At 63.8% G+C, this 24455-nt stretch carries 25 protein-coding genes; 11 read left to right on the top strand and 14 right to left on the bottom strand.

Features of this window, described 5'->3' with window-relative positions:
• Window positions 1-6 precede the first annotated feature (6 nt).
• Window positions 7-1371, bottom strand: a complete 1365-nt coding sequence (locus tag IEG05_RS17220) for a serine hydrolase domain-containing protein (RefSeq protein ID WP_152664424.1) — start codon at window positions 1369-1371, stop codon at window positions 7-9.
• 270 nt (window positions 1372-1641) lie between these two features.
• On the opposite strand from IEG05_RS17220, the gene IEG05_RS17215 reads away from it, so the two are divergent.
• From IEG05_RS17215 to IEG05_RS17200, 4 genes are all read left to right on the top strand, one after another.
• Window positions 1642-2565 carry an ABC transporter ATP-binding protein gene (locus tag IEG05_RS17215; RefSeq protein ID WP_046621189.1) on the top strand — a complete coding sequence of 308 codons (924 nt, stop codon included), beginning with the start codon at window positions 1642-1644 and terminating at the stop codon, window positions 2563-2565.
• Window positions 2562-3293, top strand: a complete 732-nt coding sequence (locus IEG05_RS17210; protein WP_014820009.1) for an ABC transporter permease subunit — start codon at window positions 2562-2564, stop codon at window positions 3291-3293. Before IEG05_RS17215 ends, IEG05_RS17210 begins: the two co-directional genes overlap by 4 nt.
• Before the next feature lie 10 nt (window positions 3294-3303).
• Complete coding sequence (locus IEG05_RS17205) at window positions 3304-5139, top strand: GldG family protein (protein WP_191122433.1); 1836 nt, start codon at window positions 3304-3306, stop codon at window positions 5137-5139.
• Between the two features lie 204 nt (window positions 5140-5343).
• Complete coding sequence (locus IEG05_RS17200; protein ID WP_003283763.1) at window positions 5344-5553, top strand: cold-shock protein; 210 nt, start codon at window positions 5344-5346, stop codon at window positions 5551-5553.
• A gap of 99 nt (window positions 5554-5652) precedes the next feature.
• Here the strand turns inward: IEG05_RS17200 and IEG05_RS17195 are convergent, their stop codons facing one another.
• Genes IEG05_RS17195 through dapE form a run of 3 tightly spaced genes read right to left on the bottom strand, consistent with a single transcriptional unit; the run spans window position 5653 to window position 8029 of the window.
• Window positions 5653-6024 (bottom strand): hypothetical protein, encoded by a 372-nt coding sequence (locus tag IEG05_RS17195; RefSeq protein WP_046621184.1) that lies wholly within the window; start codon window positions 6022-6024, stop codon window positions 5653-5655.
• A gap of 56 nt (window positions 6025-6080) precedes the next feature.
• Window positions 6081-6887, bottom strand: a complete 807-nt coding sequence (locus IEG05_RS17190; protein WP_046621181.1) for a putative RNA methyltransferase — start codon at window positions 6885-6887, stop codon at window positions 6081-6083.
• Complete coding sequence (gene dapE, locus IEG05_RS17185) at window positions 6881-8029, bottom strand: succinyl-diaminopimelate desuccinylase (protein WP_046621177.1); 1149 nt, start codon at window positions 8027-8029, stop codon at window positions 6881-6883. Before dapE ends, IEG05_RS17190 begins: the two co-directional genes overlap by 7 nt.
• Window positions 8030-8156: 127 nt before the next feature.
• Here dapE and tcdA point away from each other — a divergent pair, with 127 nt between their 5' ends.
• The 3 genes from tcdA (at window position 8157) to IEG05_RS17170 (ending at window position 11637) form a co-directional block, all read left to right on the top strand.
• Entirely contained in the window at window positions 8157-8966 is an 810-nt protein-coding gene (gene tcdA, locus IEG05_RS17180; RefSeq protein WP_044314830.1) for a tRNA cyclic N6-threonylcarbamoyladenosine(37) synthase TcdA, read from the top strand.
• 167 nt (window positions 8967-9133) lie between these two features.
• Window positions 9134-10423 carry an OprO/OprP family phosphate-selective porin gene (locus IEG05_RS17175; RefSeq protein ID WP_042928005.1) on the top strand — a complete coding sequence of 430 codons (1290 nt, stop codon included), beginning with the start codon at window positions 9134-9136 and terminating at the stop codon, window positions 10421-10423.
• 83 nt (window positions 10424-10506) lie between these two features.
• A complete protein-coding gene (locus IEG05_RS17170) occupies window positions 10507-11637 on the top strand; it encodes a GNAT family N-acetyltransferase (RefSeq protein ID WP_042928004.1) in 1131 nt (376 codons plus the stop codon).
• Window positions 11638-11646: 9 nt separating this feature from the next.
• On the opposite strand, the gene IEG05_RS17165 is transcribed toward IEG05_RS17170, so the two are convergent.
• The 3 genes from IEG05_RS17165 to IEG05_RS17155 form a co-directional block, all read right to left on the bottom strand.
• Window positions 11647-12069: a DUF6306 domain-containing protein gene (locus IEG05_RS17165; RefSeq protein ID WP_014820017.1), complete on the bottom strand. Its 423-nt coding sequence runs from the start codon at window positions 12067-12069 to the stop codon at window positions 11647-11649.
• Window positions 12070-12166: 97 nt separating this feature from the next.
• Window positions 12167-12721 carry a peptidylprolyl isomerase gene (locus IEG05_RS17160; protein WP_003303960.1) on the bottom strand — a complete coding sequence of 185 codons (555 nt, stop codon included), beginning with the start codon at window positions 12719-12721 and terminating at the stop codon, window positions 12167-12169.
• 28 nt (window positions 12722-12749) lie between these two features.
• Complete coding sequence (locus IEG05_RS17155; protein ID WP_046621174.1) at window positions 12750-13658, bottom strand: LysR family transcriptional regulator; 909 nt, start codon at window positions 13656-13658, stop codon at window positions 12750-12752.
• A 61-nt stretch (window positions 13659-13719) separates the two neighbouring features.
• Here IEG05_RS17155 and IEG05_RS17150 point away from each other — a divergent pair, with 61 nt between their 5' ends.
• Entirely contained in the window at window positions 13720-14040 is a 321-nt protein-coding gene (locus IEG05_RS17150) for a hypothetical protein (RefSeq protein WP_046621172.1), read from the top strand.
• A 46-nt stretch (window positions 14041-14086) separates the two neighbouring features.
• On the opposite strand, the gene IEG05_RS17145 is transcribed toward IEG05_RS17150, so the two are convergent.
• On the bottom strand, window positions 14087-14521 hold the full coding sequence (locus IEG05_RS17145) for an anti-virulence regulator CigR family protein (RefSeq protein WP_046621169.1): 435 nt from the start codon (window positions 14519-14521) through the stop codon (window positions 14087-14089).
• A 149-nt stretch (window positions 14522-14670) separates the two neighbouring features.
• Here IEG05_RS17145 and IEG05_RS17140 point away from each other — a divergent pair, with 149 nt between their 5' ends.
• The gene (locus IEG05_RS17140) at window positions 14671-16002 is read left to right on the top strand and encodes a DEAD/DEAH box helicase (protein ID WP_191122432.1); all 1332 of its coding nucleotides are present in this window, start codon (window positions 14671-14673) and stop codon (window positions 16000-16002) included.
• A 16-nt stretch (window positions 16003-16018) separates the two neighbouring features.
• Here the strand turns inward: IEG05_RS17140 and IEG05_RS17135 are convergent, their stop codons facing one another.
• Window positions 16019-16315 carry a hypothetical protein gene (locus IEG05_RS17135; RefSeq protein ID WP_046621168.1) on the bottom strand — a complete coding sequence of 99 codons (297 nt, stop codon included), beginning with the start codon at window positions 16313-16315 and terminating at the stop codon, window positions 16019-16021.
• Between the two features lie 144 nt (window positions 16316-16459).
• Here IEG05_RS17135 and IEG05_RS17130 point away from each other — a divergent pair, with 144 nt between their 5' ends.
• Window positions 16460-16837, top strand: coding sequence for a hypothetical protein (locus tag IEG05_RS17130; protein ID WP_003303971.1), 378 nt, complete (start codon window positions 16460-16462; stop codon window positions 16835-16837).
• A 12-nt stretch (window positions 16838-16849) separates the two neighbouring features.
• Here IEG05_RS17130 and IEG05_RS17125 read toward each other — a convergent pair whose 3' ends face one another.
• Window positions 16850-17704: a LysR substrate-binding domain-containing protein gene (locus tag IEG05_RS17125; RefSeq protein ID WP_046621165.1), complete on the bottom strand. Its 855-nt coding sequence runs from the start codon at window positions 17702-17704 to the stop codon at window positions 16850-16852.
• 96 nt (window positions 17705-17800) lie between these two features.
• On the opposite strand from IEG05_RS17125, the gene IEG05_RS17120 reads away from it, so the two are divergent.
• Window positions 17801-18037, top strand: a complete 237-nt coding sequence (locus IEG05_RS17120) for a DUF1127 domain-containing protein (RefSeq protein WP_046621162.1) — start codon at window positions 17801-17803, stop codon at window positions 18035-18037.
• Here IEG05_RS17120 and IEG05_RS17115 read toward each other — a convergent pair.
• The 4 genes from IEG05_RS17115 to IEG05_RS17100 form a co-directional block, all read right to left on the bottom strand.
• Window positions 18031-18786 (bottom strand): sulfite exporter TauE/SafE family protein, encoded by a 756-nt coding sequence (locus IEG05_RS17115; protein WP_046621159.1) that lies wholly within the window; start codon window positions 18784-18786, stop codon window positions 18031-18033. The two genes, IEG05_RS17120 and IEG05_RS17115, sit on opposite strands and share 7 nt — an antisense overlap.
• A 173-nt stretch (window positions 18787-18959) precedes the next feature.
• On the bottom strand, window positions 18960-19517 hold the full coding sequence (locus tag IEG05_RS17110; protein WP_046621156.1) for a Tll0287-like domain-containing protein: 558 nt from the start codon (window positions 19515-19517) through the stop codon (window positions 18960-18962).
• 104 nt (window positions 19518-19621) lie between these two features.
• Window positions 19622-21604: a bifunctional tRNA (5-methylaminomethyl-2-thiouridine)(34)-methyltransferase MnmC2/FAD-dependent 5-carboxymethylaminomethyl-2-thiouridine(34) oxidoreductase MnmC1 gene (gene mnmC / locus IEG05_RS17105; protein ID WP_046621154.1), complete on the bottom strand. Its 1983-nt coding sequence runs from the start codon at window positions 21602-21604 to the stop codon at window positions 19622-19624.
• A gap of 70 nt (window positions 21605-21674) precedes the next feature.
• Window positions 21675-24431, bottom strand: coding sequence for a response regulator (locus IEG05_RS17100; protein WP_185744002.1), 2757 nt, complete (start codon window positions 24429-24431; stop codon window positions 21675-21677).
• Window positions 24432-24455: the final 24 nt, after the last annotated feature.

Genomic DNA, 24455 nt, shown 5'->3' with positions numbered 1-24455 from the left:
GGCCGTTCAATCCAGGGGTGTTCGCACCTTCCGCACGCTATCGGCGGCGTTCAGCAGATGCCTGGCGACCGCTTCATAGGCGGGCAAGGAAGTAGGGTCATTTGCCGCGTTGCTCGCCACTGGATGGCTGGCGAACCGTGCGATCACCATCTCCGCCAGCGGATCTACATAAAGCGCTTGTCCGTGGACCCCGCGGGCCATGAAAGCGCCATGCTCGTTATGGCTGACCCACCACATGTTGCGGTAGCTCCAGCCGGGTAGCAGTCGATAACCGGCTTTCGCAAAGTCGTCTCGATTTGCTCCACCACGGATATCTGCCACGACTTCCGGTGGCAGGATCTGAGTGCCGTTGTATCGACCTTCGTTACGCATCATTTCGCCAAAGCGCACAAGGTCGCGCAGGCTGGCATTCAGGCCGCCACCGGCAAACGGCGTACCGATGGAGTCTACCGACATGTAGGCATCCTGTTCCGCGCCCAATCGACTCCAGATGCGCTCCGACAACAGCTGTGCGACGTTCTGGCCGCTCACTCGCGCAATTACCCAGCCGAGAGCGTCGGAATTTGCGGTGCGGTAATTGAAGGCCTCGCCATGGCGACCTTGCGGTTTGACCGTTTGCAGAAACTCGTAATAGGTCCGTGGCCCCTGGTAATCAGCGGGTTTCGGCAGCGGATTGCCGGCGGCGGCGTGCGCCCATACTTCGGCCTTGGGGTCCGCATAATCCTCGCTGAAGTGAATGCCGGTGGTCATATCCATCAGCTGACGTACGCTGGCATCGCCAAAACCCGACGCTGCCAGCTCGGGAACGTAATCAGCGACCAGACGTTCGGGATCCAGCTTTTCTTCGGCCACAAGAAGCGCCGCCAATGTACCGGTGAAGGTTTTCGTAATCGACATGGCAGCATGCTGTCCTTCCGGCTTCAATACGCCGAAATAGCGCTCGTACACCAGTTTCCCTCGGTGAAGGATGATGATGCCGTCGGTGTAATTGGCTTGCAGCGATTGCTGCCAGGTCATTGGCTCGCCCCCACCAAGAGGGACGAATGTCAGCGCATCGATCTCGTTGCTTGGCTGGTGCTCGAGTAGTGAAGACTCACCTAGGCCGCGTGAGACATTGACGGTAGGCATCAGCTGTCGAAAGTTGACGACGCTCCAGCGCATCTGCGGGAAGCGAAAATAACTGCCATCCTCGAAGCGCAGGATTCGATCAGCCGGTGGCGGCGAGCCAACCATCCATCCCATTGTCGCTGGATCACTGGTTTGTGCGTCTGGAAACTCCGCAGGCTCACTGGCGTACGCTGAGCACGCCATGGCGCCAAACAAACAGCAGAGATGTACTTTCGCTAGCTCTCTGGACCTGCGTAGTTTCATGGTTTGTCCTTGCTAATGGCTTGGCGTTTCGCGGCATGCCGGCTTGGAAGTCTCACAATCTCTGCCGGCATTTTGGGCGTCTGCGATCCGTGCGGCATGGCCTTATAGCGAATTGCGCGCAGAGCGGTGATGACCAGCGTAGTCCTCTCAGTCTAGGGACTGGTTGCATTCGTCGGGTTGCTGTTCTTATAGTGCCGCCGGCATTTTTGCAGGACCTGGCTCGGGTCGCGCGGCGGCACGCCAGGGCCTTTGGTGCACTGGTGAGAGTCCATGATCGAAATAAGCAACCTGACCAAGCGTTTTGCCCAGCACACCGCGGTCGACGACCTGTCATTCCAGGTCCAGCGCGGCGAGGTGCTGGGATTTCTCGGCCCGAATGGTGCCGGCAAGTCCACCACTATGAAGATGCTGACCGGCTTTCTCGCGCCGACGTCGGGCACGGCGAGCATCCTCGGCCACGACATTCGCACCCAGACCCTGCAGGCCCAGCGGCAGATCGGTTATCTGCCCGAAGGCGCGCCCTGCTACGGCGACATGACGGTGCGCGGTTTTCTCGAGTTCATCGCTGAAGTCCGCGGCTTCCGTGGTGCGGACAAGCGCCAGCGGGTCGAAGCCGCGGTCGACCAGGTGGAGCTGGAGAACGTGCTGCGGCAGTCCATCGAGACGCTGTCCAAGGGCTTCAAGCGTCGCGTCGGCCTGGCCCAGGCGATCCTGCACGATCCGCAGGTGCTGATCCTCGACGAGCCCACCGATGGCCTCGACCCGAACCAGAAACACCAGGTACGTCAGCTGATCCAGGGGCTGGCGCAGGACAAGATTGTCATCATCTCCACGCATATCCTCGAAGAGGTCAGTGCGGTCTGCACCCGCGCGGTGGTCATCGCCCAGGGCCGACTGGTTGCCGACAGCACGCCGCTGGAGCTGGAGAGCCGGTCGAAATATCACCAGGCCGTCACGCTGGTCAGCGACGGTCCGATGGACGACGTTGCCCTGGCCGCGTTGCCCGGCGTGGCCGGTGTCGAATTCAACGAGCCCGAGCACAGCCTGACGTTGCTGGCGCAGCCGGGGCAGGTGATTTTCCCGCAGGTCAGTGCGCTGATCGCCCAGCATGGCTGGGTGGTGAAGGAGCTGGACGTGGAACGCGGCCGGTTGGATGAGGTGTTCCGTAACCTGACTCGCGGGGAGTCGCTATGACCCAGTTGCCGGTTATCTTCAAGCGCGAGCTGGGCAGCTATTTCGCCACGCCGCTGGCCTACGTGTTCATTGTGATCTTCCTGGTGCTCTCCGGGGTGTTCACCTTCTACCTGGGCGGTTTCTACGAGCGCGGCCAGGCCGACCTCACGCCGTTCTTCAGCTTCCATACCTGGCTGTACCTGTTCCTGGTGCCGGCGATCGCCATGCGCCTGTGGGCGGAGGAGCGCAAGTCCGGCTCGATCGAGCTCTTGATGACGCTGCCGATCACCCGCTTCGAGGCGGTTACCGGCAAGTTCCTCGCCGCCTGGGTATTCGCTGGCATCGCGCTGCTGCTGACCTTCCCGATGGTCATCACCGTCAATTACCTGGGCGAGCCGGACAACGGTGTGATCGTCGCTGGTTATTTCGGCAGCTGGCTGCTGGCGGGTGCGTTTCTGGCGATCGGCTCGTGCATGTCGGCGCTGGCGAAGAACCAGGTGATCGCCTTCATCCTCGCGGTGGCGGTGTGTTTCCTGTTCATCGTCAGCGGCCTGCCGATGGTGCTGGATGCCTTCGCCTGGGCGCCGCAGTGGCTGATCGATGCGGTGGCTTCGCTGAGCTTCCTGATCCGTTTCGATTCCATCAGCAAGGGTGTGATCGACCTGCGTGACCTGCTGTATTTCGTCACGCTGATCGTCGCCTGGCTGGCTGCCACTGCCGTGGTCGTCGATCTGAAGAAAGCCGCCTGAGGGAACAGACATGAAACGAATCATCTATTCCGGTGCCGGGCTGCTGCTGATCGCACTGGCATTTCTGCTGTTCAACGGCGTGTCCGGCATGCTGTTCACCAATGCGCGGCTCGACCTGACCGAGCAGAAGCTCTACACCATTTCCGAGGGCACCGAGCGCATTCTTGACGGCCTGAAGGAACCGATCGAACTGCACTTCTTCTACTCGGACGAGACCTCCAAGGAGCTGGTGGCGCTGCGCAACTACGCACGTCGCGTCGAGGAGATGCTCAAGGCCTACGAGCGGGCCTCCGCTGGCAAGCTCAAGCTGCATGTGATCGACCCGCAGCCGTTCTCCGAAGAGGAGGACCGTGCCGCCGAGTTCGGCCTGCAGGCGGTGCCGCTCAACCAGGGCGGTGACAAGATCTACTTCGGCCTCGCCGGCACCAATGCCGAGGGCAGCACGCAGATCATTCCGTTCTTCCCGCTGGATCAGGAAGAGTTTCTCGAGTACGAGATCAGCCGCCTGGTGCAGGGCCTGGCTAGTGGCGAGCTGCCGGTGGTCGGCGTGCTGTCAGGGTTGCAGCTGACCGGCGGTTTCGACATGCGGACTCAGCAGGCGACGCCGCCGTGGATGGTGCTGGAGGAAGTCCGCCAGCTGTTCCATATCGAAAGCCTGCGCCGCGATGTGGACATGATCCCGACCAACGTCTCGGTGTTGCTGCTGATTCACCCGAAGGATCTGCCCGAGCAGACGCTGTACGCCATCGACCAGTTCGTCCTGCGTGGCGGCAAGCTGCTGGTATTCGTCGATCCGCACAGCGAGGCCGATCCGGGCATGGGCATCGGTCCAGGAGAATTCGGCGAGGAGCGTGCGTCCGACCTCGAGCCACTGTTCAAGGCCTGGGGCGTGCGCATGGTGCCGCAACAGGCGCTGGTCGATGCAGCCTACGCGATGTCGGTTGGCGTCGGTGCGGAGCGCCGTCCGGTGCGTCACGCAGGCTGGTTGAGCCTGCCGCGCAACGCGCTGGATCAGGATGACGTGACCACCGCCGCGCTGGAAAACATCACCATCGCCAGTGCCGGCATTCTGGAGCCGCTGGAGGACGCGACGACGCGCTTCACGCCGCTGTTCGGCAGTTCCGACTACGCCATGCCGGTGGAGGCCGAGCGCTTCGCCACGCTGGACAACCCGGAAACCCTGCTGCTTGGCCTCGAGCCGACCGGCGAGCGCTACACCCTGGCGGCGCGCATCCAGGGGCCGGCGAAAACTGCCTTTCCGGACGGCATCGAAGGCCGTGAAGAGGGCATCAAGGAAAGCCAGAACATCAACGTGATCGCCGTCGCCGATACCGATCTGCTGAGTGATCGCATGTGGGTGCAGGTGCAGGACTTCTTCGGCCAGCGCGTTCCGCAGCCGTGGGCGGACAACGGCGCGTTCGTGATCAATGCGCTGGACAACCTTTCCGGCACCGATGCGCTGATCAGCGTGCGTTCGCGTGGTCGCTTCACCCGTCCGTTCGTGATGGTAGAAACCTTGCAGCGCGAGGCCGAAGATCGTTTCCGCGAGAAGGAAGAAGTGCTGCAGCAGCGCCTGGCTGATACCGAGCAGCAACTGGCCGAGCTGCAGAGTCCGGACCCGGAGCAGGCGCTGGAGCTGACGGCTGAGCAGGAGCAGGCGTTGCGTCAGTTCCAGCAGGAGAAGGTGCGTATCCGCAAGGAGTTGCGTGAGGTGCGCTACCAGCTCAATGCCGATATCGAAGCGCTGGGGCGTACGCTGAAGTTCGCCAACATCGCTCTGGTGCCCTTGCTGCTGACCCTGGGCGTGCTCGCCTTGTGGCTATGGCGCCGCCGCCGGAGCGCCTGAACAGAGCACCCGTTCCGGCATTGGCCGGGGCGGGTGAGGGTGTCAAATCCGCAGCGGAAAAAAGAGGCTGACAGCGAAAATCGTTGTTTTATACTCCGGCAACGGTCGCGTTCGAGTCGCATTTGCGCCGGAGCCGAATGCACGAAGGCCTGACCGTCGACCCCTCTTCCGAGGAATAACAAAAAGCGAGTTGGAGAAGTGGTAATGGCTGAGCGCGAGACCGGAACCGTCAAGTGGTTCAACGATGCAAAAGGCTATGGATTCATTCAGCGGGGTAATGGCGCCGACGTGTTCGTGCATTACCGCGCGATCCGTGGCGACGGCCACCGCTCGCTGGCCGAAGGGCAGCAGGTGGAGTTTTCGGTAACCCAGGGCCAGAAGGGCCTGCAGGCCGAAGACGTCGCCGGCGTGTAACTTCGGTTGCACAATGACAAAGCCCGTCCAAGTGACGGGCTTTGTTTTGCTATCCGGTGGTTTCGGTCCACCACGGATGAGCGATACGGCCGATGCCGATCAGCCCGTCCGCCATACGATTTCCTCTTCACCGTCATCGCTGATGCGGATCCAACGGTCGGCCTCTTCAACGGCTTCCTCTTCCTGCCAGCCGCCTGGCGCGCAGCGGATTTCCACACCCAAAGCCTGATACGCCGCGCGGGCGCAGGCGAGGTCATCGTCCCAGGGGGTGGCATCGCTTTCCAGCAGCAGACAGTGCCATTTGCCCACAGCCTTCGGCAGCCAGGTCACCGGAATGCTGGCGGCGCTGCACTTGAAGGTCTGGCCTTTCTGTTGCCAGGCGGAACATGAGCCAATGGCTTGGGCCAGCCACTCGCCGACGGCCTCCTGACTGGCATCCCTGAGGTAGATCTCGATATCGGGTTGACGCATGGGCGACTGCCTTATGTGGTGGTGCGAGGTTTTGGTCGTAGGCAAATATACGGACGCTAGGGTGTGCGTTCGATCCAGTCGTAGCGTATCGCAACCCGCACGCTGAGGTGACTGTCGATCACGGCGGCGCGGCGCTCGGCGCTGGCGCGCCAGCCGTGCGGGGTCATCGCCAGCAGGTCGGCACGGGCCTGGGCGTTGTCCAGCTGCAGCTCGTAGCTGAGGGTTTCGCTGTGGGCCAGGCGCATGCCTTCGGGAATCAGCGACAGGTGCTTCTCGTCATCGTAGTCGCGTACCTCGTCGTAGAGCCGGGCGCGTAGCTCCCATAGGTGCTCGCGGGTCGGTCCCATGCGCAGCAGTCCGCCGCCGGGTGCGAGCAGGCGTCGCGCCTCCTGCCAGTCCAGCGGGCTGAACACGCTGGCGAGCAGGTCGTAGCTGGCATCGGCCAGCGGCACGCGGGCCATGCTCGCCACCAGCCATTCCAGTTGCGGCGCGCGTTTGCAGGCGCGCTTGACCGCTTCGCGGGAGATGTCCAGTGCATAGCCTTCGGCGTCCGGTAATGCCTCGGCCAGCTGGGCGGTGTAGTAGCCCTCGCCACAGCCGATGTCCAGCCAGCGCTGCGGCGCGCGTTCGGCGGCCAGCTCGGCGAGGCGTCGGGCCAGCGGCGCATAGTGGCCGCCGTCGAGAAAGCGTCGCCGTGCTTCGACCATGGCCTGGTTGTCGCCCGGATCGCGGCTGTTCTTGTGCTGCACCGGAAGCAGGTTCAGGTAACCCTGACGCGCGCGGTCGAAACGGTGGTTGGCCGCGCAGACCACGCCGTTGTCGAGCGCGCTCAGCGGCGCCTGGCAGATCGGGCAGATCAGCATGCGAGCAGGTTCACCAGGGTCTGGTAGTAGATCTCGGTCAGCAGGTCGAGATCGCTGGCCAGGATGTGTTCGTCGACCTGGTGGATGGTCGCGTTGACCGGGCCGAGCTCGACCACCTGGGTGCCGAGGGCGGCGATAAAGCGCCCGTCCGAGGTGCCGCCGCTGGTGGACGGCGTGGTCTCTCGGCCGGTGACGCTGCGGATTGCCTTGGCCACGCCGTCGAGCAGCGCGCCCGGTTCGGTGAGGAACGGCAGGCCGGACAGTGCCCAGTCCACGTTCCAGTCCAGACCGTGCTTGTCGAGAATCGCGGCGGTGCGCTGCTTGAGTTGCTCGACGGTGGATTCGGTGGAGAAGCGGAAGTTGAACACCGCTTCCAGCGTGCCGGGAATGACATTGGTGGCGCCGGTGCCGGCATTCAGGTTGGAGATCTGGAAGCTGGTCGGCGGGAAGAAGGCATTGCCGTCGTCCCAGTGCTCGGCGGCCAATTCCGCTAGCGCAGGCGCGGCCAGGTGGATGGGGTTCTTCGCCAGATGCGGATAGGCCACATGGCCCTGCTGGCCGCGTACGGTGAGGGTGCCGCCGAGTGAGCCGCGGCGGCCATTCTTCACCACGTCACCTACCAAGGCGGTGCTCGACGGTTCGCCGACGATGCACCAGTCCAGGCGCTGGCCACGCTCGCGCAGGCGCTCGACCACCGCCTTGGTGCCATGGTGCGCCGGGCCTTCTTCATCGCTGGTGATCAGGAAGGCGATCTGCCCCTTGTGCTTCGGGTGATCGGCGGTGAAGCGCTCCACTGCCACGACCATCGCCGCCAGGCTGCCTTTCATATCTGCCGCGCCACGGCCGTGGAGCATGCCCTGCTCGTCGATGCGCGCACTGAACGGCGGATTCTGCCAGGCCTGCAGCGGGCCTGTAGGGACCACGTCAGTGTGGCCGGCGAAGCACAGCACCGGGCCTTCGTTGCCGCGAATGGCCCAGAAGTTCTCCACGTCCTCGATATGCATCGGCTCGATGGCGAAGCCGCAGGCCGCCAGGCGCTGGCTCATCAGCTGCTGGCAGCCTTCATCCAGCGGCGTCACCGATGGGCGATTGATCAGCTCGCAGGCGAGTTCGAGCGTCGGGGAGAGGGCAGGCGCGGTCATCAGGGCTCCGGTGCGGCGGGGAAAGGGCGCCATATTAAAGCAAAGGCGCGGTTGCGGTGACGGCTGGATGCAGTGGTCGTGGCGTGCTGAGGTCTTATAATCGCCAGGTTTTTTCCGGGGAGTCGGCATGTCTATCGATGATCAGCGTTTCGGCGGTATTGCCCGCCTGTATGGCCGCGTCGGCCTCGAGCGGCTGACGGCTGCGCATGTGGCGGTGGTCGGCATCGGTGGCGTCGGCTCGTGGGCGGCCGAGGCGCTGGCGCGCAGCGGGGTAGGCGAGATCAGCCTGTTCGACCTGGACGATGTGTGCATCACCAATACCAACCGGCAGATTCACGCCCTCGATGGCGCAGTGGGCAAAGCCAAGGTCGACGAGATGGCCGCACGTATTCGCGCCATCAACCCGGCCTGCCAGGTTCATGCAGTGGCGGATTTCGTCACCCGCGAAACCATGGCCGAGTACATCACCGAAGACATGGACTGCGTCATCGACTGCATCGACAGCGTGCCGGCCAAGGCGGCGCTGATCGCCTGGTGCAAGCGCCGCAAGATCCAGATCATCACCACCGGCGGCGCCGGCGGGCAGGTCGATCCGACACAAATCCAGGTCACTGATCTGAACAAGACCTTCAACGATCCGCTGGCGGCAAAGGTGCGCTCGCTGCTGCGTCGCGAATACAACTTCTCGCGCACGCCGGGGCGCACCTACAGCGTGCCCTGCGTGTTCTCCACCGAACAGCTGCGCTACCCGAAGCCTGATGGCGGCGTGTGCCAGAGCAAGAGCTTCGTCGGCGAGGGCGTCAAGCTCGACTGCGCCGGTGGCTTCGGCGCGGTGACCATGGTCACCGCCACCTTCGGCATGGTCGCCGCCGCGAAGGCGGTCGACAAACTGGTCGCCGGAGCCCGGCGGCCTAGCGAGCGCAACGCCCGCAGCTGATGAAAACGTGCCGCAGCCGCTCTGCGATGCGGCTCCCCGGAAAGTTCCGCTGTCACAAAAGCTTTACATATCAGTCATTTGGCTGACATACGCCGTCGCCAAGATTGCCCCCAACACAAAGAGCCCATCTCGTGTGTTTCCGACGCTAAACATAAAGGGGAATTTTGATGATCCGTAAGCACTTCGCCGGTTTCGCTGCCAGCGCCCTGGCTCTGGCCGTTTCCGCCCAGGCTTTCGCCGGTACCGTCACCACCGACGGCGCCGATCTCGTTATCAAGACCAAGGGCGGCCTGGAGGTCGGAACCACCGACAAGGAGTTCTCGTTCAAGATCAATGGCCGCCTGCAGGCTGATGCCGACAGCTTCGATGGTTTCTACACCCAGAACGGCGAGCGCGCAGACGAGACCTATTTCCGTCGTGCGCGTCTGGAGATTTCCGGTGTTGCCTTCACCGATTGGGGCTACACCTTCTACCGGAACTTCACCAACGATTCCAGCAACTGGAACGAACTGGCCATCCACTACAACGGCTGGAAGCCGGTCCAGGTTTCGATTGGCCGTATCAAACCGACCTTTGGCCTGGAAGAAGCGGTCAGCTCCAAGTGGATCACCGCCATCGAGCGCTCGGCGATCTATGACCTGGCGCCCTGGCTGAACGACCACGAAGACGGCGAAGGCATCCGCGTGCGTACCACTGTCGGCATGTTCCACGGCGAGGCCGGTGCCTATCGTCAGGATGGTGGCGACGGCGTCGACATGCTCGAGGACGAAGATGGCGCCAACAACACCAGCTTCGTGCTGCGTGGCGTGATCGCCCCGATCGTCGAGAAGGACCAGGTGCTGCACTTGGGCGCGAGCTTCGGTCAGCGTGACGTGGAAGAAGGTTACCTGGAACGCATCCGTCCGCGCCTGTCCGTGCGTGGCACCACCGAAGACAGTGCCAACGGCAACCGCGCCACCTTCGGCGGCACTCGCACCGACGGCAGCGATCAGGCCTGGGGTCTGGAAGCGGCTTACATGATCGGCCCGTTCTCGGTTCAGGGCGAATACCTGACCCGCACCGTCGACGCCATGGAAGGTTTCGAAGACCTCGAAGCCACCGGCTACAACGTCCAGCTGGCCTACACCCTGACCGGCGAGTCGCGTTCCTACAAGCTCGATGGCGGCAAGTTCGACAAGATCAAGCCGGAGAACAAGCAGATCGGTGCCTGGGAAGTGTTCTACCGCTTCGACGACATCACCGTCGATGAAACCGGTGTTGCACCGAGCGGTTATGTCGGGGCGCTGGACAGCGCAGAAGCTGGTGCGAAGACCCACACCATCGGTCTCAACTGGTACGCCAACGAGTCGGTGAAGCTCTCGGCCAACTACCTGAAGACCAGCGTGGACGACGTGGTAAACGCCAATGGCGACGACGACGGCGACGCCATCAGCCTGCGCGCCCAGTACGTGTTCTAAAACATCACCTCATCCGTGATGCTCCATTGAGCCCCGCCCTGGCGGGGCTTTTTTTCGCCTGCGGGACAGGCCAGACTGCGCGCATGCCTATCCAGACCCTGTACCGCCTCGCCGAACTGCCTCCCGCCGAATGGGATGCGCTGCTGAGCGATGATCAGCCCTTCCTTCGTCACGCCTTCCTCTGCGCGCTGGAAGACAGCGGCAGCGTGGGTGGGCGTAGCGGCTGGCAACCTGCCCATCTCCTGCTGCGCGACCCGCAGGGCGCGTTGCAGGCAGCCTTGCCGCTGTATCGCAAGTTTCATTCGTACGGCGAGTACGTGTTCGACTGGGCCTGGGCGGATGCCTGCCAGCGGGCTGGCATCGCCTACTACCCCAAGCTGCTTTGCGCGGTACCTTTCACTCCGGTCGCTGGCGGTCGCCTGCTGGGCGACATGCAGGCTGCCGCCGAGCTGCTCGATGTACTCACCGCTGGGCTTGAAAGGCAGGAGCTGTCGGGGTTGCATGTGAATTTCACCGAGCCGCTGGCCGATCAGCTGCTGGCGGGGCGGGAGGGCTGGCTGGAGCGCATCGGCTGCCAATTTCATTGGCACAACCGTGGCTACCGCGACTTTCAGGATTTTCTCGATGCACTGACCTCGCGCAAGCGCAAGCAGTTGCGCAAGGAGCGCGAACAGGTGGCGGGGCAGGGCATCAGCTTCGAGTGGCGCGATGGGCACGAGCTCAGCGAAGCGGAATGGGATTTTGTCTATGCCTGCTACGCCAACACCTATCAGGTCCGCGGTCAGACGCCCTATCTGACTCGGCAATTCTTCAGCCTGCTGGCCGAGCGCATGCCGCAGGCGATTCGCGTGGTGCTGGCATTACAGGGTTCGAGGCCGGTGGCGATGGCCTTCAGCCTGCGCAGTGCGTCTGGCCTGTACGGTCGTTACTGGGGCTGTCTGGCGGAGTTTGACCGGCTGCACTTCGAGACGTGCTTCTACCAGGGTATCGATCAGGCCATCGCGGGCGGCCTGGAGCGGTTCGATGCCGGGGCGCAGGGTGAGCACAAGCTCATTCGTGGCTTCGAGCCGGTGATCACGCGCTCCTGGCACTATCTGCAGCACCCCGGTTTGCGCGCCGCGGTAGCGGATTTCCTCCAGCAGGAACGTGCGGGGGTGCTGGCGTACGCCGAGGCGGCGCGCCAGGCGCTGCCGTACCGGCAGGCCGGCAGCTAGTCGTTTGTCTCAGGCGTGGGAGGCGGCGCTGTTCTCCTCGTGGATCAGCAGCATGCGTTGCAGTTCGCTACGCAGCAGCGGGTCCTGGCATCCCGGCAGGTACTCGCGCAGTTTGCGGATCACCCACTGCTGACCCCTGTCGATGAAGGGCAGACGCTCGTCCAGCGATTCGATAGCCATCGCCTTGCCGTAGAAGGCGCCGGTTTCCTTGTTGGGTTCCAGCCCCAGATGTTGCAGGCAGTTGAGCAGCAACTTGCAGCTTTCGATTTCGCCCTGGCGGACCTGCTCGAGCAGCTGCCGTTGCTCCGGTGTGCAGGGTTGTTGCAACGAGTCGCCGGCCACCTTGGCCCCGGCGCGCTCCGCGCTGAGCAGGTCCTGCAGCAGCTGGGCTTCGCCTTCCGGGGTGTTCAGTGGGCTTTGTGGTTCGGTCATGTCGCGATCTCCTGTCGGTTGAGGGTTTCGCACGCTGGCGGCAGCCGGGTATGTGCTGGCAGAAATGAAAAGGGCCGGTGAACCGGCCCCTCGGGGATCAGAGTTTCTTCGCGGTGATGATCTTCACCGGGGTCAGCGGCACGTTCTGCATCATGGCGCGGTTGCCGGTGGGCACCTGGGCGATCTGGTCGACCACCTCCATGCCGCGTACGACCTTGGCGAACACCGCGTAGCCAAAGTCGCGGCCACCGTGATCGAGGAAATCGTTGTCGCGATGGTTGATGAAGAACTGGCTGGTAGCCGAATTCACGTTCTGGGTCCGGGCCATTGCGACGGTGCCGCGCACGTTGTGCAGCCCATTGTCCGCCTCGTTCTTGATCGGGGCCTTGGTCGGCTTCTGGTTCAGGCCTTCGCCGAAGCCGCCGCCCTGGACCATGAACCCGGGAATGACGCGGTGGAACACGGTGCCGTCATAAAAGCCGCTGTCGACGTAGCCGAGGAAGTTCTCGACGCTGATCGGTGCCTTTTCCGCTTCGAGCTCCAGCTCGATCTCGCCCAGGCTGGTGGTCAGCAGTACGCGAGGGTTTTCCGCGGCGAACAGGTTGCCGGCCAGCAGAACGGTACAGGCGGCGAGGGCAATGCGTTTCAACATGATGTCTTTCCTGATGTTGGGGAAGCTGTCAGCCGGCCAGTGGAGTGGCCTGGCCAGCATCGTACGTCTTGATCAGCTCGATGAGAATCCGGGTAGCCGGCCCGAGCGGTCTGTCGTGGTTAGTGTAGAGATAGAACAGTGGTCGGCGAATACTGCCTTGGACCAGTGGCAGCGGCTTGAGTATGCCCTCGGCCAGTTCGCGCCCGATCAGATGCCGGGGCAGCCAGGCGAAGCCCAGACCGCTGCTGACGAAGGCTACGGACGTCGCCAGGCTGCCCACCGTCCAGCGCTGTTCGGCACCGAGCCAACCGGCATCACGGGGTTGGCGCAGGCCGGTATCGCGCACCACGATCTGCATCTGGCTCTGCAGGTCCTGCACGCTGAGCTTGCGTCCGAGCTGGTGAAGGGCATGGTTGGCGTGTGCCACGGCGACGAACTCCACGGTACTGAGCTCGCTGCCCAGATAGCCGGTGATGTCCAGGCCGCTGATGGCGAGGTCCGCGGTGCCGTCCTTGAGCACTTCCTCGACCCCGGAGAGCACTTCCTCGCGCAGGCGCACCCGGCAGCCGCGGCTCTTCGGCATGAACTCGGTGAGGGCCTGGATCAGCTTGGGGCTGGGGTAGGCGGCATCGACCACCAGGCGCACCTCGGCTTCCCAGCCTTGTTCCATGTGGTGCGCCAGTTCTTCCAGCTGACTGGCCTGTGTGACCAGCTGTCGCGACCGGCGCAGCAGCACTTCTCCTGCCTCGGTCAGCACTGCCTTGCGCCCGTCTATGCGCAGGAGCGGTACGCCCAATTGCTCCTGCATGCGTGCCACGGTGTAGCTGACCGACGACTGCGACCGATGCAGCGCTTCGGCCGCCTGGGCGAAGCCGCCGTGATCGATGACCGCCTGCAGGGTGCGCCACTGATCGAGGGTCACACGGGGCACTTTCATTCCTTCGGTTCCTTTAACAAGGTCTGTTAGGCTGGCCACTCTGTAGAGGAGCCCAGTCAAAATGAAAACAATCGGTTACCTACTCGTCGCCTTGCTGCCACTCACGGCCAATGCGGTCACTTATCCGGTAGACGTCGAGCAGCAGCTCAACGGCGCGGAGATCACCGTCACCCCGCAGACTATTGATCGTGACCTCGCCGGGCTACTGCTGCTCAACTATGGGGGCACGGCTGCGGTGTGTACCGCCGTGTTCCAGAACGGCCCGGAAGCGCCGCGCACGCGACGCACGGCGTTGCAACCAGGTGAGCGCAAGGCACTGACGTCCAAGTTCAAGCGCGACGTGATTCGCCTGCGCATCAAGTTGACCTGCCAGCCAGAGTAGGACGCTAGGCTGCCCTCATCGCACGGGCTGCCTGAACGCGAACCGATCAATCCAGTATGTTCTCGAGTATTTCGTAAACGATGCCGGTGGCGATGGCGACCAGAACCACATCGCGGCCGATCTGTTTCCACTCGTAGCCTTCGTAGCGCGGCAGGTGTCCCAGCAGGCGGCTGTCCATGTTCTTGGCGATGCCCGGCGGTAGCGGCTTGCCGCGCGCCAGATTCTTCTGGATGCCCGGTGGCAGAGACGAAACCGGCGCTAGCAGATCGCGATGACTACGCAGGGTGATGCGGACCGAACCGATGTCCACCGACGGACCCTGGTAGCGATGCGGCTGCTGTGCCGAAGGCTGATGCTGTTGTGCGCGGTCGGGCTTGCCCTTGCCAGGGTGATCACTGTTCGGCTGCGCTGCGCCGGCAGCGGTGTGTAGCGCCAGTGAAAGCGCGCCAGTCAGCAGTACCACTCGCTTTTTGGACATCATGCGAACCTCTTGGGTATTAAGCCGCTTCGATTTCCTCAGCTTAGCCTGTGTTTGCCTGGGAAAACATGGCGACCGTTACAGAACGCGCCTTTGCCCGGCAGACGAGTTACCCTATGCCATTGTTTTTTTCGACCTCCGAGGTAGCTCCCTTGTTTGACCAATTCGCCCTGCACGAACGCCTGCTAAAGGCTGTCGCCGAACTCAAATTCGTCGAGCCGACTCCAGTGCAGGTGGCGGCCATTCCGCCGGCGCTGGAAGGGCGTGACCTGCGGGTGACGGCACAGACTGGCAGCGGCAAGACCGCCGCCTTCGTACTGCCGATGCTCAATCGGCTGATTGGCGATGCCGTGGTGCGCACCGATGTTCGGGCGCTGATTCTGTTGCCGACCCGAGAGCTGGCGCAGCAGACGCTGAAGGAGGTCGAGCGTTTCTCGCAATTCACCTTCATCAAGTCGGCGATGATTACCGGTGGCGAGGACTTCAAGGTCCAGGCCGCAGTCATGCGCAAGGTGCCGGACATTCTCATCGGCACGCCTGGGCGCATGATCGAGCACCTGAATGCCGGCACGCTGGTCCTCAAGGATGTCGAGATGCTGATCCTCGACGAAGCCGACCGCATGCTCGACATGGGCTTTGCCGAGGACGTGCAGCGTCTGGTCGGCGAGTGCGCCAAACGCCAGCAGACGCTGCTGTTTTCCGCGACCAGTGGCGGCGCCGCGCTGCGCGAGATGACCGCCAGCGTGCTGCGCGATCCGCTGCACCTGCAGCTCAACCGCGTTAGCGAACTCAACGAAGGCACGCGCCAGCAGATCATCACTGCCGAAAACACCGAACATAAGGAAAAGTTGGTGCACTGGCTGCTGGCCAACGAGACGTACAAGAAGGCAGTGATCTTCACCAACACCCGCGTACAGGCCGACCGCCTCTACGGCCGGCTCGTTGCCGAGGGCGTGAAGGCGTTTGTGCTGCATGGCGACAAGGACCAGAAAGACCGCAAGCTGGCGATCGACCGGGTCAAGGAAGGTGGCGTCAAGGTGCTGGTAGCGACCGACGTGGCGGCGCGCGGGCTGGATATCGAAGGGCTGGATCTGGTGATCAACTTCGACATGCCGCGCTCGGGCGACGAGTACGTGCACCGTATCGGTCGTACAGGGCGCGCCGGTGGCGAAGGGCTGGCGATCTCGCTGATCTGCCACAACGACTGGAACCTGATGTCGAGCATCGAGCGTTATCTCAAGCAGCGTTTCGAGCGGCGGGTGATCAAGGGGCTGAAAGGCAGCTACATGGGCCCGAAGAACCTGAAAGCCTCGGGCAAGGCAGCTGGCACCAAGAAGAAAAAGATCGAGAAGAAGAAAGGCACCGAGAAGAAAGCCAAACCCGCCGGCAAGCGCCCGAACGGCGCCAAGCGCGAGTCACCGTCGCCGGTGGTGAGCCAGGATGGCATAGCGCCGCTCAAGCGCAAGAAGCCTACGGCCGAGTAACCGTCGGCCTTCAGCCTCAGCGCTGCGCGTCGGCCGGTGGGATGTCGGCCTCGCGCTCCGCTTCCTCGATCTGCGTCAGACGCTTGTCATAGGCCTCGCACTCATCGCCCAACTGGTCGGCGGTGCGCTTGGCTTCCATCTGGCGAATCTCCTCATTGATTTCCTTGGCGCGCTCCGGATTGCTCTTGGTGAGCTGATTCACGCGTTCGGCCAGCTGTTCGGCCTTGGCATTCACTTCGTCCGGGGTGCACGCGGCGTGCACGGTCGGGCTGGCCAGTGCGGCAGCGGTCAGGGCAATCATCAGCAATTTCATGGCTCGCTCCTCGTTCAATCGGTCTGAACGGTGGATCGCAGCGCCGCCACTTTAGTTCAGACAACGAACCGGTCGCCATGGTGAACGGTCCCAATCAGTAGGCGCCTCATTCGAGAGGCGGACATCTGCTGAGGGAGAACGACCATGAGCTATAACTGGGGCCTTATCCAGCGCCTGTTGCATGAAGTTCAACGCGGCGCCAATGACAGTTTCAAGCCACGCCACTACGCCGAAGAACATGCGACGCAGATGGAAAGTGAAGGTCAGCCGATGCCGAATCTGGACAGTCTGCGTGCCGAAGCGGCCGATTACGAAAGTCTGCTATTCGAGGGTGGCTTCATCGTTTCGCGGCCCGAGGAGGAGGGCGGCAATGGCGAGAATTTCGTCCTGACCGAGCGCGGCTCGCGTTTGCTGGCGATCCTTGACGATCCGCAGGAGGCGCAGCGCCAGCACCTGGCGGACAAGGGCGATGCGGCGCTGGTGCCGGAAGTGTTCGACGAGATGGCGGCCGGTCGCCCATGACCGGCGTTGTCGTCACAGGCGAAAGCCATCGGCGATGTAGCCGGCGAGCGTTTCGCTGACCGGCGACTGCTGCTGCGGGTTGCGCAGCAGCACGATGCTGGTCTGAGGCAGGCGCGGCAGGCTCTCCTTTTCACCGAGTATCTGCAGATCGGCAGGAATCAGGCTCTGCAGCTGTGCGGTCAGCGCCAATCCTGCACCCACGATCGCCATGATCGCCGACAGGCTCGGGCTGCTATAGGCGATCCGGTACTCGATTTCCCGCGCATCCAGCGCATTGCATACCCAGGCGCGACAGAAGCAATCGGTATTGAACGTTGCCAGCGGCAGGGGGCGATGCTCATGCAGGTCAAAGCCCGGGGCGGCGGCCCAGACGACGTGCTCCTGGCGCAGCAACTGGCCGATCTCGGTGCCCGGTTCGCGGGTGACGATGCTCAGGTCCAGATCCCGTCGCTGCAACAACTGGGTCGATGGCTCGCAATGCACCTCGACTTGCACCAGCGGATACGCTTGGGCGAAGCGCGAAAGAATGCCGGGTAGAAAACGCATGACGTAATCGTCCGGCGTGCCGATGCGCACCGCGCCGACCATGTGTGGCTGGCGCAGGGTGGTCATGACTTCGCCGTGCAGTTTGAGAATGCGCCGCGCGTAGCCCAGCAGTATCTGGCCCTCGGCAGTAAACCTGACCTGCCGACCATTGCGCTCGAATAGCGGACGCTGCAACACATCCTCTTCCAGGCGTTTCATCTGCATGCTCACCGCCGACTGGGTGCGGTTCACCGCGGCCGCGGCACGGGTGAAACCGCCGTGGTCAGCGATGGCCACGAAGCTGCGCAGCAGCTCGGTGTCGATATTCGGGTAGTTGGCCATTCATCAATCCTCGAGATGCGAGGCATCAGGAACATTCGTTGGATTGATCTTAATCCGGGCGCGAGACTGACGCCAACTCAACTGGAGGGCGTCGTGATGAACATGCACAAAGTCGCTTTGCAATCTTTCCATCTGCCGAAGGCACTTCGGGCACCCGCGTCGGGATTGCTGCGACAGGCCTGGCACAAGCTGCAGCGCTGGAACGAACTGGCGCGCCAACGGCGCCAGCTGGCCGCGCTCGGTGACGACATGCTCAAGGACATCGGCCGCAGCCGTGCCGACATCGAATGGGAAGCGAACCGGCCGTTTTGGGACGACCCTGATCGTCAGTGACCCAGCACCAGCTTTTGAATCCCCAGCGACAGGCTGACGGTGACCAACATCAGCGCGAACAGGCGCTGCAGCAGACTGCTGTTGAGGTATTGCGCCAGGCGATTACCGGCCAGCACGCCGAAGGCACCGCCCAGCGCCAGGCCACCGAGCAGCGGTAGCGGTGGCTCGGCATCGGTAAGGTAGAGCAGGAAGCCACCGCCGCTGACGACGGCGATCACCGCCATCGAGGTGGCCATGGCGCTGAGCAGCGATAGCGAAGTAAACCAGAGCAGCGCCGGGACGATGAGAAAGCCGCCGCCGACACCCATCAGCCCGGAGAGCAGGCCAACGCCAACGCCGATGCCCAGCAGCGCCAGCTGCCGGTCTTCGACGTTCTCCTTGGCCGGCAGGTTGGCGCCGCGCCACATGCGCCAGGCGGACCACAGCACCAACAGGCAGAAACCGATGATCAGTGCGCGCTCCGGTATGAACTGCCCGAGCCATTGACCGGCAGCGTTGCCCGGCAAGCCGCAGACAGCCAGCAGCATGACCGGGCGCCAGGCGATCTGGCCGAGCCGTGCCCGCGGAATCGCGCCGATGAGTGCGGACATGGCCACCGCGCCGAGGCTGACGCCGATGGCATCGCGCAATGGCAGGTGCAGGCTGAGTAGCAGGGGCAGGGCGACCAACGAGCCACCGGCGCCGGTGAGGCCAAGCAACAGGCCGAGAATGAGGCCGATGCCCAGTGCTTCCAGCTGTAGAACGTCCATCAGGCAAAGCTGCCGGATGCCAGGGGAATGGTAGGGACCGTATCGGTTTGCATGCGTGCTCCGTCGTCAGCGTTCCATCGTCCATCGTTGGTACGCTCGCGCTGGCGAGCGTTCCTTGGATGAACGGCGGGTCGCAGCGGTGCCACGCACCCGCCGACGGAGTGTACGGCCTATCAGCGTGGCAGGGCACGGCTGAGGGTGAAGGCGCCGCGCAGATCGCCCTCGCGAAACCCGTGGGCCTGATCCTGCGGGTAGTGCCGGTCGATCAGCTCCACCAGCTCCGGCTTGATCTTTTCGCCGTGACAACCCAGGCAGGCCTCAGCGGTGCCGATCGCCTGCATGTAGCGGTACTCGCCTGCCACTATCTCACCATGCTTGAGCTGTTCGATCGGTTCACCTGCAGCCGAACGCTTGGCGAACTGCTCCAGCACCGAGCGCTCCCAGGTGTCTGGTGCGTTGTCCGGATTGCGCAGCTTCAGCGCGGTGCGGCCTACCTTCCAGGGCGCCTGGCTATGCTGGCTGGCGATTTCCGGCGCGAGAAGACGGCATGCCTTGACGGCTTCCGCCGGGCCACCGTCTGCCATCGCCTGCTTGACCGTGCCAAGCAACTGCTGCTGGAACGGTGGAATCAGGCTGGCAGCCTCGCCGCGCAGCTGCTCGGTATCGACGTCAGGCGCGGCGTGGGCCTGCAATGCAAACCAGCCGAGCGTCAGCAAAGACAGTGATTTCATGATGCCTCCCAGGATGCGAAATATAGTGGGGGGAGTATCCGTGCGGGCGACGCACGATGCAAGTCACAGCCTGCGGTAGGCAGCGGCTCGGGCATCGGAGCGTCTCAGGTGCCGCGAATCAGCTTGCGTAGCAGGAAACGATTGGGGTGGCAGGCTTCGGCGACGTCCCGAGGCAACGGCAACGGTTCGTCGTCCAGCCAGGCGGCCAGCAGCTCGCCGGACAGCGGGGCGCTGATCATTCCGCGCGAGCCATGTGCAGTATTGACGTAGAGCCCGTCGAGCCACGGGCAGGGCGCGTGCAGCGACTGACGGGCGTTCTTGCCCAACGCCGCATAGGTTTCAGCGAAGGCCTCGGGCTCGGCCAGTGGCCCGATCAGCGGCAGATAGTCCGGGCTGGTACAGCGAAATGCCACGCGCCCGTCCAGCTCCTCGGTACGTTGCGGGTCCGCCTGCAGACGCTGGTACAGATCCGCTGAAATCTGCTCGAGCATTTCCAGATTCGCCTGGTGTTCGGCGACGCTGGGGGTATCGTCGGTCTGCTGGAAGTTGAAGCTGGCACCCAGCGTGTGCGTGCCATCTCGGGGTGGCGCGACGTAGCCCTTGGCGCACAGCACGGTGCGCAGCTGGCCGCTCTGGGTGTTCGCCGGCAGGCAGGAAATCTGCCCGCGAATACGCTTGAGCGGCAGCCAGGCGCTCTGGCTGAAGCGCGCGGCGTCCGCCGCGCCGGTCAGGACCACCACGGGCGCTTCGGCCAACAACGCTTGGCCGCCCAGCACCTGCCAGGATCGCCCATTACGGCGCAGTTCGAGCGCTTCATGATGCCTGTGCAGCTCGATTCCCGGTCGCCGCAGCAGCCATTGGCATAGCGCCGGTGGGTTGGCCCAGCCGGCTTCGGGGTAGAACAATCCGCCCTCGGCCAGGGCCACTCCGGCCAGCGCCTCAGCGGCTTCGCGCGACAGCGGATGGACCAGCGAGGCCGGGAAGGCTGCCGCCAGCTCGGCCTGGCGTTCGCGCTCCTTTTCGTCGTAGATCAGTTGCAGTACGCCGCACGCCTGCCAGTCCTGGCCTGCTTGCAGATTGCTCAGCAACCGGCGCGTGTAGCTGAAGCCGCTGACCACCAGCCGCGACAGTGCGGTGCCGTGGGCAGAAAGCTTGAGGTAGAGCACGCCTTGCGGGTTGCCCGAGCCTTCCTGTGCCGCCGCGGCGTGGCGCTCGAGGACCGTCACCTTCCAGCCGCGGGCGGCCAGCGATGCAGCCGTCGCGCAGCCGGCCAGGCCGGCGCCGACGATTACCGCGTGGCGTTCGGCCGTCGTATAGCCCGGGCGAGCGAACCAGGGCTTGTCCGAAATGCTGACGTTGGCGGCTCGCAGGCGCCCGCGCAGAATCTCGCGTTTGTGGCCGTAGCCGGGCACCCGCTGCATGTCGAAGCCGGCCTCGATCAGGCCGCGCCGCACAAAGCCGGCGCTGGTGAACGTGCCCAGCGTTGCGTCGGGCGCGGAAAGCCTGGCCAGCTCGGCGAACAGCATCGGTTGCCACATCTGCGGATTCTTCGCCGGGGCAAAGCCGTCGAGGAACCAGGCATCGACCTGCGCATCCAGGCTCGACAGGCATTCGAGCACGTCGCCGATCAGCAGGGTCAGCACAACGCGGCCGCCAGCGAAGACGAAACGCTGATAGCCCGGATTCAGCGCCACGTACTGTTGCAGCAGTTGCCCGGACTGCGCTTGCAGCTCCGGCCACAGCGCCAGTGCGCGCTGCAAGTCCTCGCGGGTCAGCGGGTGTTTTTCGACGCTGATGAAGTGCAGCCGCGCCTGCGGGTGGGCTACGCGCTCGAACAGATGCCACGCACAAAGAAAGTTCAGCCCGGTACCGAAGCCGGTCTCACCAATCACCAGGCGCTGGTTGTCCTGTAGCGCGGCGAAGCGTTGGGGCAGATCGTTTTGCGTGAGGAACACATGTTCGGTCTCAGCCATGCCGCTGGCGCGGGAGAAGTACACGTCGCCGTACTGGCGGGACTGCGGCAGGCCGTTCTCGTCCCAGTCGAGTTCGGCATGCTGGAAGGCGTCGGAAGCGGGGTGGTCGTTCATGCTGGTTCCTGAAAGGACGGGCAACGCGATGGGCGTCGCCGGGCGCAGATGAAGCACCCGGCACGGTCGATCAGCTGTCGACCTGGATTTCCTGCTCCAGGCGGCTGATGGCGGCGTCCAGCTCGTCGAGCGCGGCCTCGCTGTCCGGATGGTTCTGCTTGAGCAGGGTCTCGCTCTGCTGACAGGCGTTGCGCAACTGCGGCACGCCGCAATAACGGGTGGCGCCATGCAGGCGGTGTACGCGCTCGATCAACGCCTGGCGATCTCCTGCCTGGCGGGCTTCGCGAATGGTTCGGCGGTCGCCTTCCAGTGACTGCAGCAGCATGCCGAGCATGTCATCGGCGAGATCGGCCTTGCCTGCCGCCAGGCGCAGGCCTTCTTCCTCATCCAGCACTTTCAGGCTCGGTTCAGCCTGCTGCGGCGGCTCCGCTGCACGTTGCGGCTGGCTGCGCAGGGCCAGGCCGGTCCACTTCAGCACCACCTGGGCGAGCTGCCGGTCGCTGATCGGCTTGGTCAGGTAGTCGTCCATGCCGCTCTGCAGCAGCGAGCGTTTTTCATTCGCCAGTGCATGAGCCGTGAGCGCGATGATCGGTAACGGCGCGCTGTTGTTGGTGTGCTCCCAGTGGCGAATGGCTTCGGTAGCCTGTCGGCCGTCCATGCCGGGCATTTGCACGTCCATAAGGATCAGGTCGAACGCATGCTGCTTGACCGCTTCCAGCGCGGCGGGGCCGTTATCCACCGCAACGACTTCGGCGCCCATATCGCCGAGCAGCGTTTTTACCAGCAGCAGGTTGGCCGGATTGTCATCCACGCAAAGCACACGCGCCGGCCGGTCGGGCGCAGCTGCGGTGGGTTCCGGGTAGCTTTGGTTGGGGCGTACCAGCGCCACCAGTACGCGTTGCAGCTTGCGCGTGCAGGCGGGTTTGCCCTGCAGCTGGGTATAGCTGTGGGCTTCCGGGAGGGCGTCGTGGTAGTAGCCCTGCTCGGTGGTCGGGCACAGCACCACGCATTTGCAGCCGAGCGCCTCGATCTCCATCAGGCGCCGGCTGAGCGCGTCCGGCTCGATTTCGCGGCCGGTGACGCCGAGCACGGCGAGGTCGATCAGCTGGCTGCCCTGGCGCTGAGCGCTGATGGTTTCCTGCATCTGGTCGAGGGTATCGAAGGTATGCACTTCGAGGCCGAGGCTTTCCAGCTGATGCTGCAATGCCTGGCGGGCCAGTGGGTGCTGCTCCAGCAATGCGATCCGCCGGCCCTGCAAGGCCGGGTGCGGCAGGTCTTCGATGTCATCCCGCGCCTTCGGCAGGCTGAGGCTGATCCAGAACTCGGAGCCTTCGTCGGGGATGCTGTCGACACCGATCTCGCCGCCCATCTGCTCAATCAGTCGTTTGGAAATGACCAGTCCAAGGCCGGTACCGCCGGGCTGGCGCGACATGGAGTTGTCCGCCTGGCTGAAGGCCTGGAACAGCGCGCGCAGGTCCTGATCGGTCAGGCCGATGCCGGTGTCCTGCACGCTGATGCGCAGCTGGGCGCGATCGGTATTGTCGTCCTCGACCATGGCGCGGACGGCGATGGTGCCTTCGTTGGTGAACTTGATGGCGTTACTGATCAGATTGGTCAGCACCTGTTTGAGGCGCAGCGGATCGCCCAGCAGCGACAGCGGCGTGTCGCGATAGACCAGGCTGACCAGCTCCAGATGCTTGGTGTGTGCAGCCGGGGCGAGGATGGTCAATGTGTCCTCGATCAGATCACGGAGGTTGAACGGGACGCTGTCGAGCACCAGCTTGCCGGCCTCGATCTTGGAGAAGTCGAGAATCTCGTTGATGATTCCGAGCAGGCTGTCGGCGGACTGCTCGATGGTGCCCAGATAATCCTGCTGCCGCGGAGTGAGGTCGCTTTTCTGCAGCAGCTGGGTGAAGCCGAGGATGCCGTTCAGTGGCGTGCGGATCTCGTGGCTCATGTTGGCGAGGAATTCGGATTTGATCCGGCTGGCCTCCAGGGCCTCCTTGCGCGCCAGATCCAGTTCGATGTTCTGGATCTCGATGGTTTCCAGGTTCTGCTGCACATCCTCGGTGGCCTGGTCGATGCTCTGCTGCAGTTCTTCACGGGCGCTGAGCAGTGCTTCGGCCATGCGGTTGATGCCGGACGCGAGCTCGTCCATTTCATGGCTGCCCAATGGTGGCAGGCGGGTTTCCAGGTGGCCGTCCTTGAGCTGCGCGACGGCGCCTTTGACACGCTGCAGCGGCAGACTGATGGCGCGGCTCATGCGCAGAGCCAGCAGGGCGGTGATGATCAGGCCGGCACTCACCAGAAACAGGCTGGTAAGCAGGCTGCGATAGCCACGCAGCAGGGTGTTGTGGTGCGACAGTTCCAGCTCCAGCCAGCCGATCAGCTTTTCGTCCGGCCCGCGGGTTTCGTCGGCGAGGTTGAGGTGGCGGCTGAGCACCGGCATGAGAATGCGCGTGTGGTCCATGCTGCTGACGCGGGTCAGGCTCTCCGGATCGCTCGGCGGAGGCGGGGTCAACATGCGCGGACCGGCATGTACGCGCTGCACGCGTTCGGGATCGAGAATGGTCACGGCGCGGACGTCGGCCTGATCCAGCACCTGGGTCAGGATGCGCTGCAGGCGTTTGTCGTAGCCCAGATTCATGGCGGGCGCGGCCAGTGGCGCCAGCTGCTCGGCGATCAGCTGGCCGCGTTCGTCGAGCTGGTGGCGCATCTCGGACAGCTGCATCCAGGTGAAGTAGGCACCGAGCACCACCGCCAGCAAGGTGCTGGGCAGCAGCGTCAGCATCAGCACGCGGCCACGAATTCCTAGGTCTTTCAGCACAGTCCGTCCACCGATCCTGATTGC

It is taken from the genome of Stutzerimonas kunmingensis (assembly GCF_014764705.1).
In the GTDB taxonomy this organism is placed as follows: Bacteria; Pseudomonadota; Gammaproteobacteria; order Pseudomonadales; family Pseudomonadaceae; genus Stutzerimonas.
Note: the sequence above shows the minus strand (reverse complement) of the source record. Positions and strands in the feature narration are given on the sequence as shown.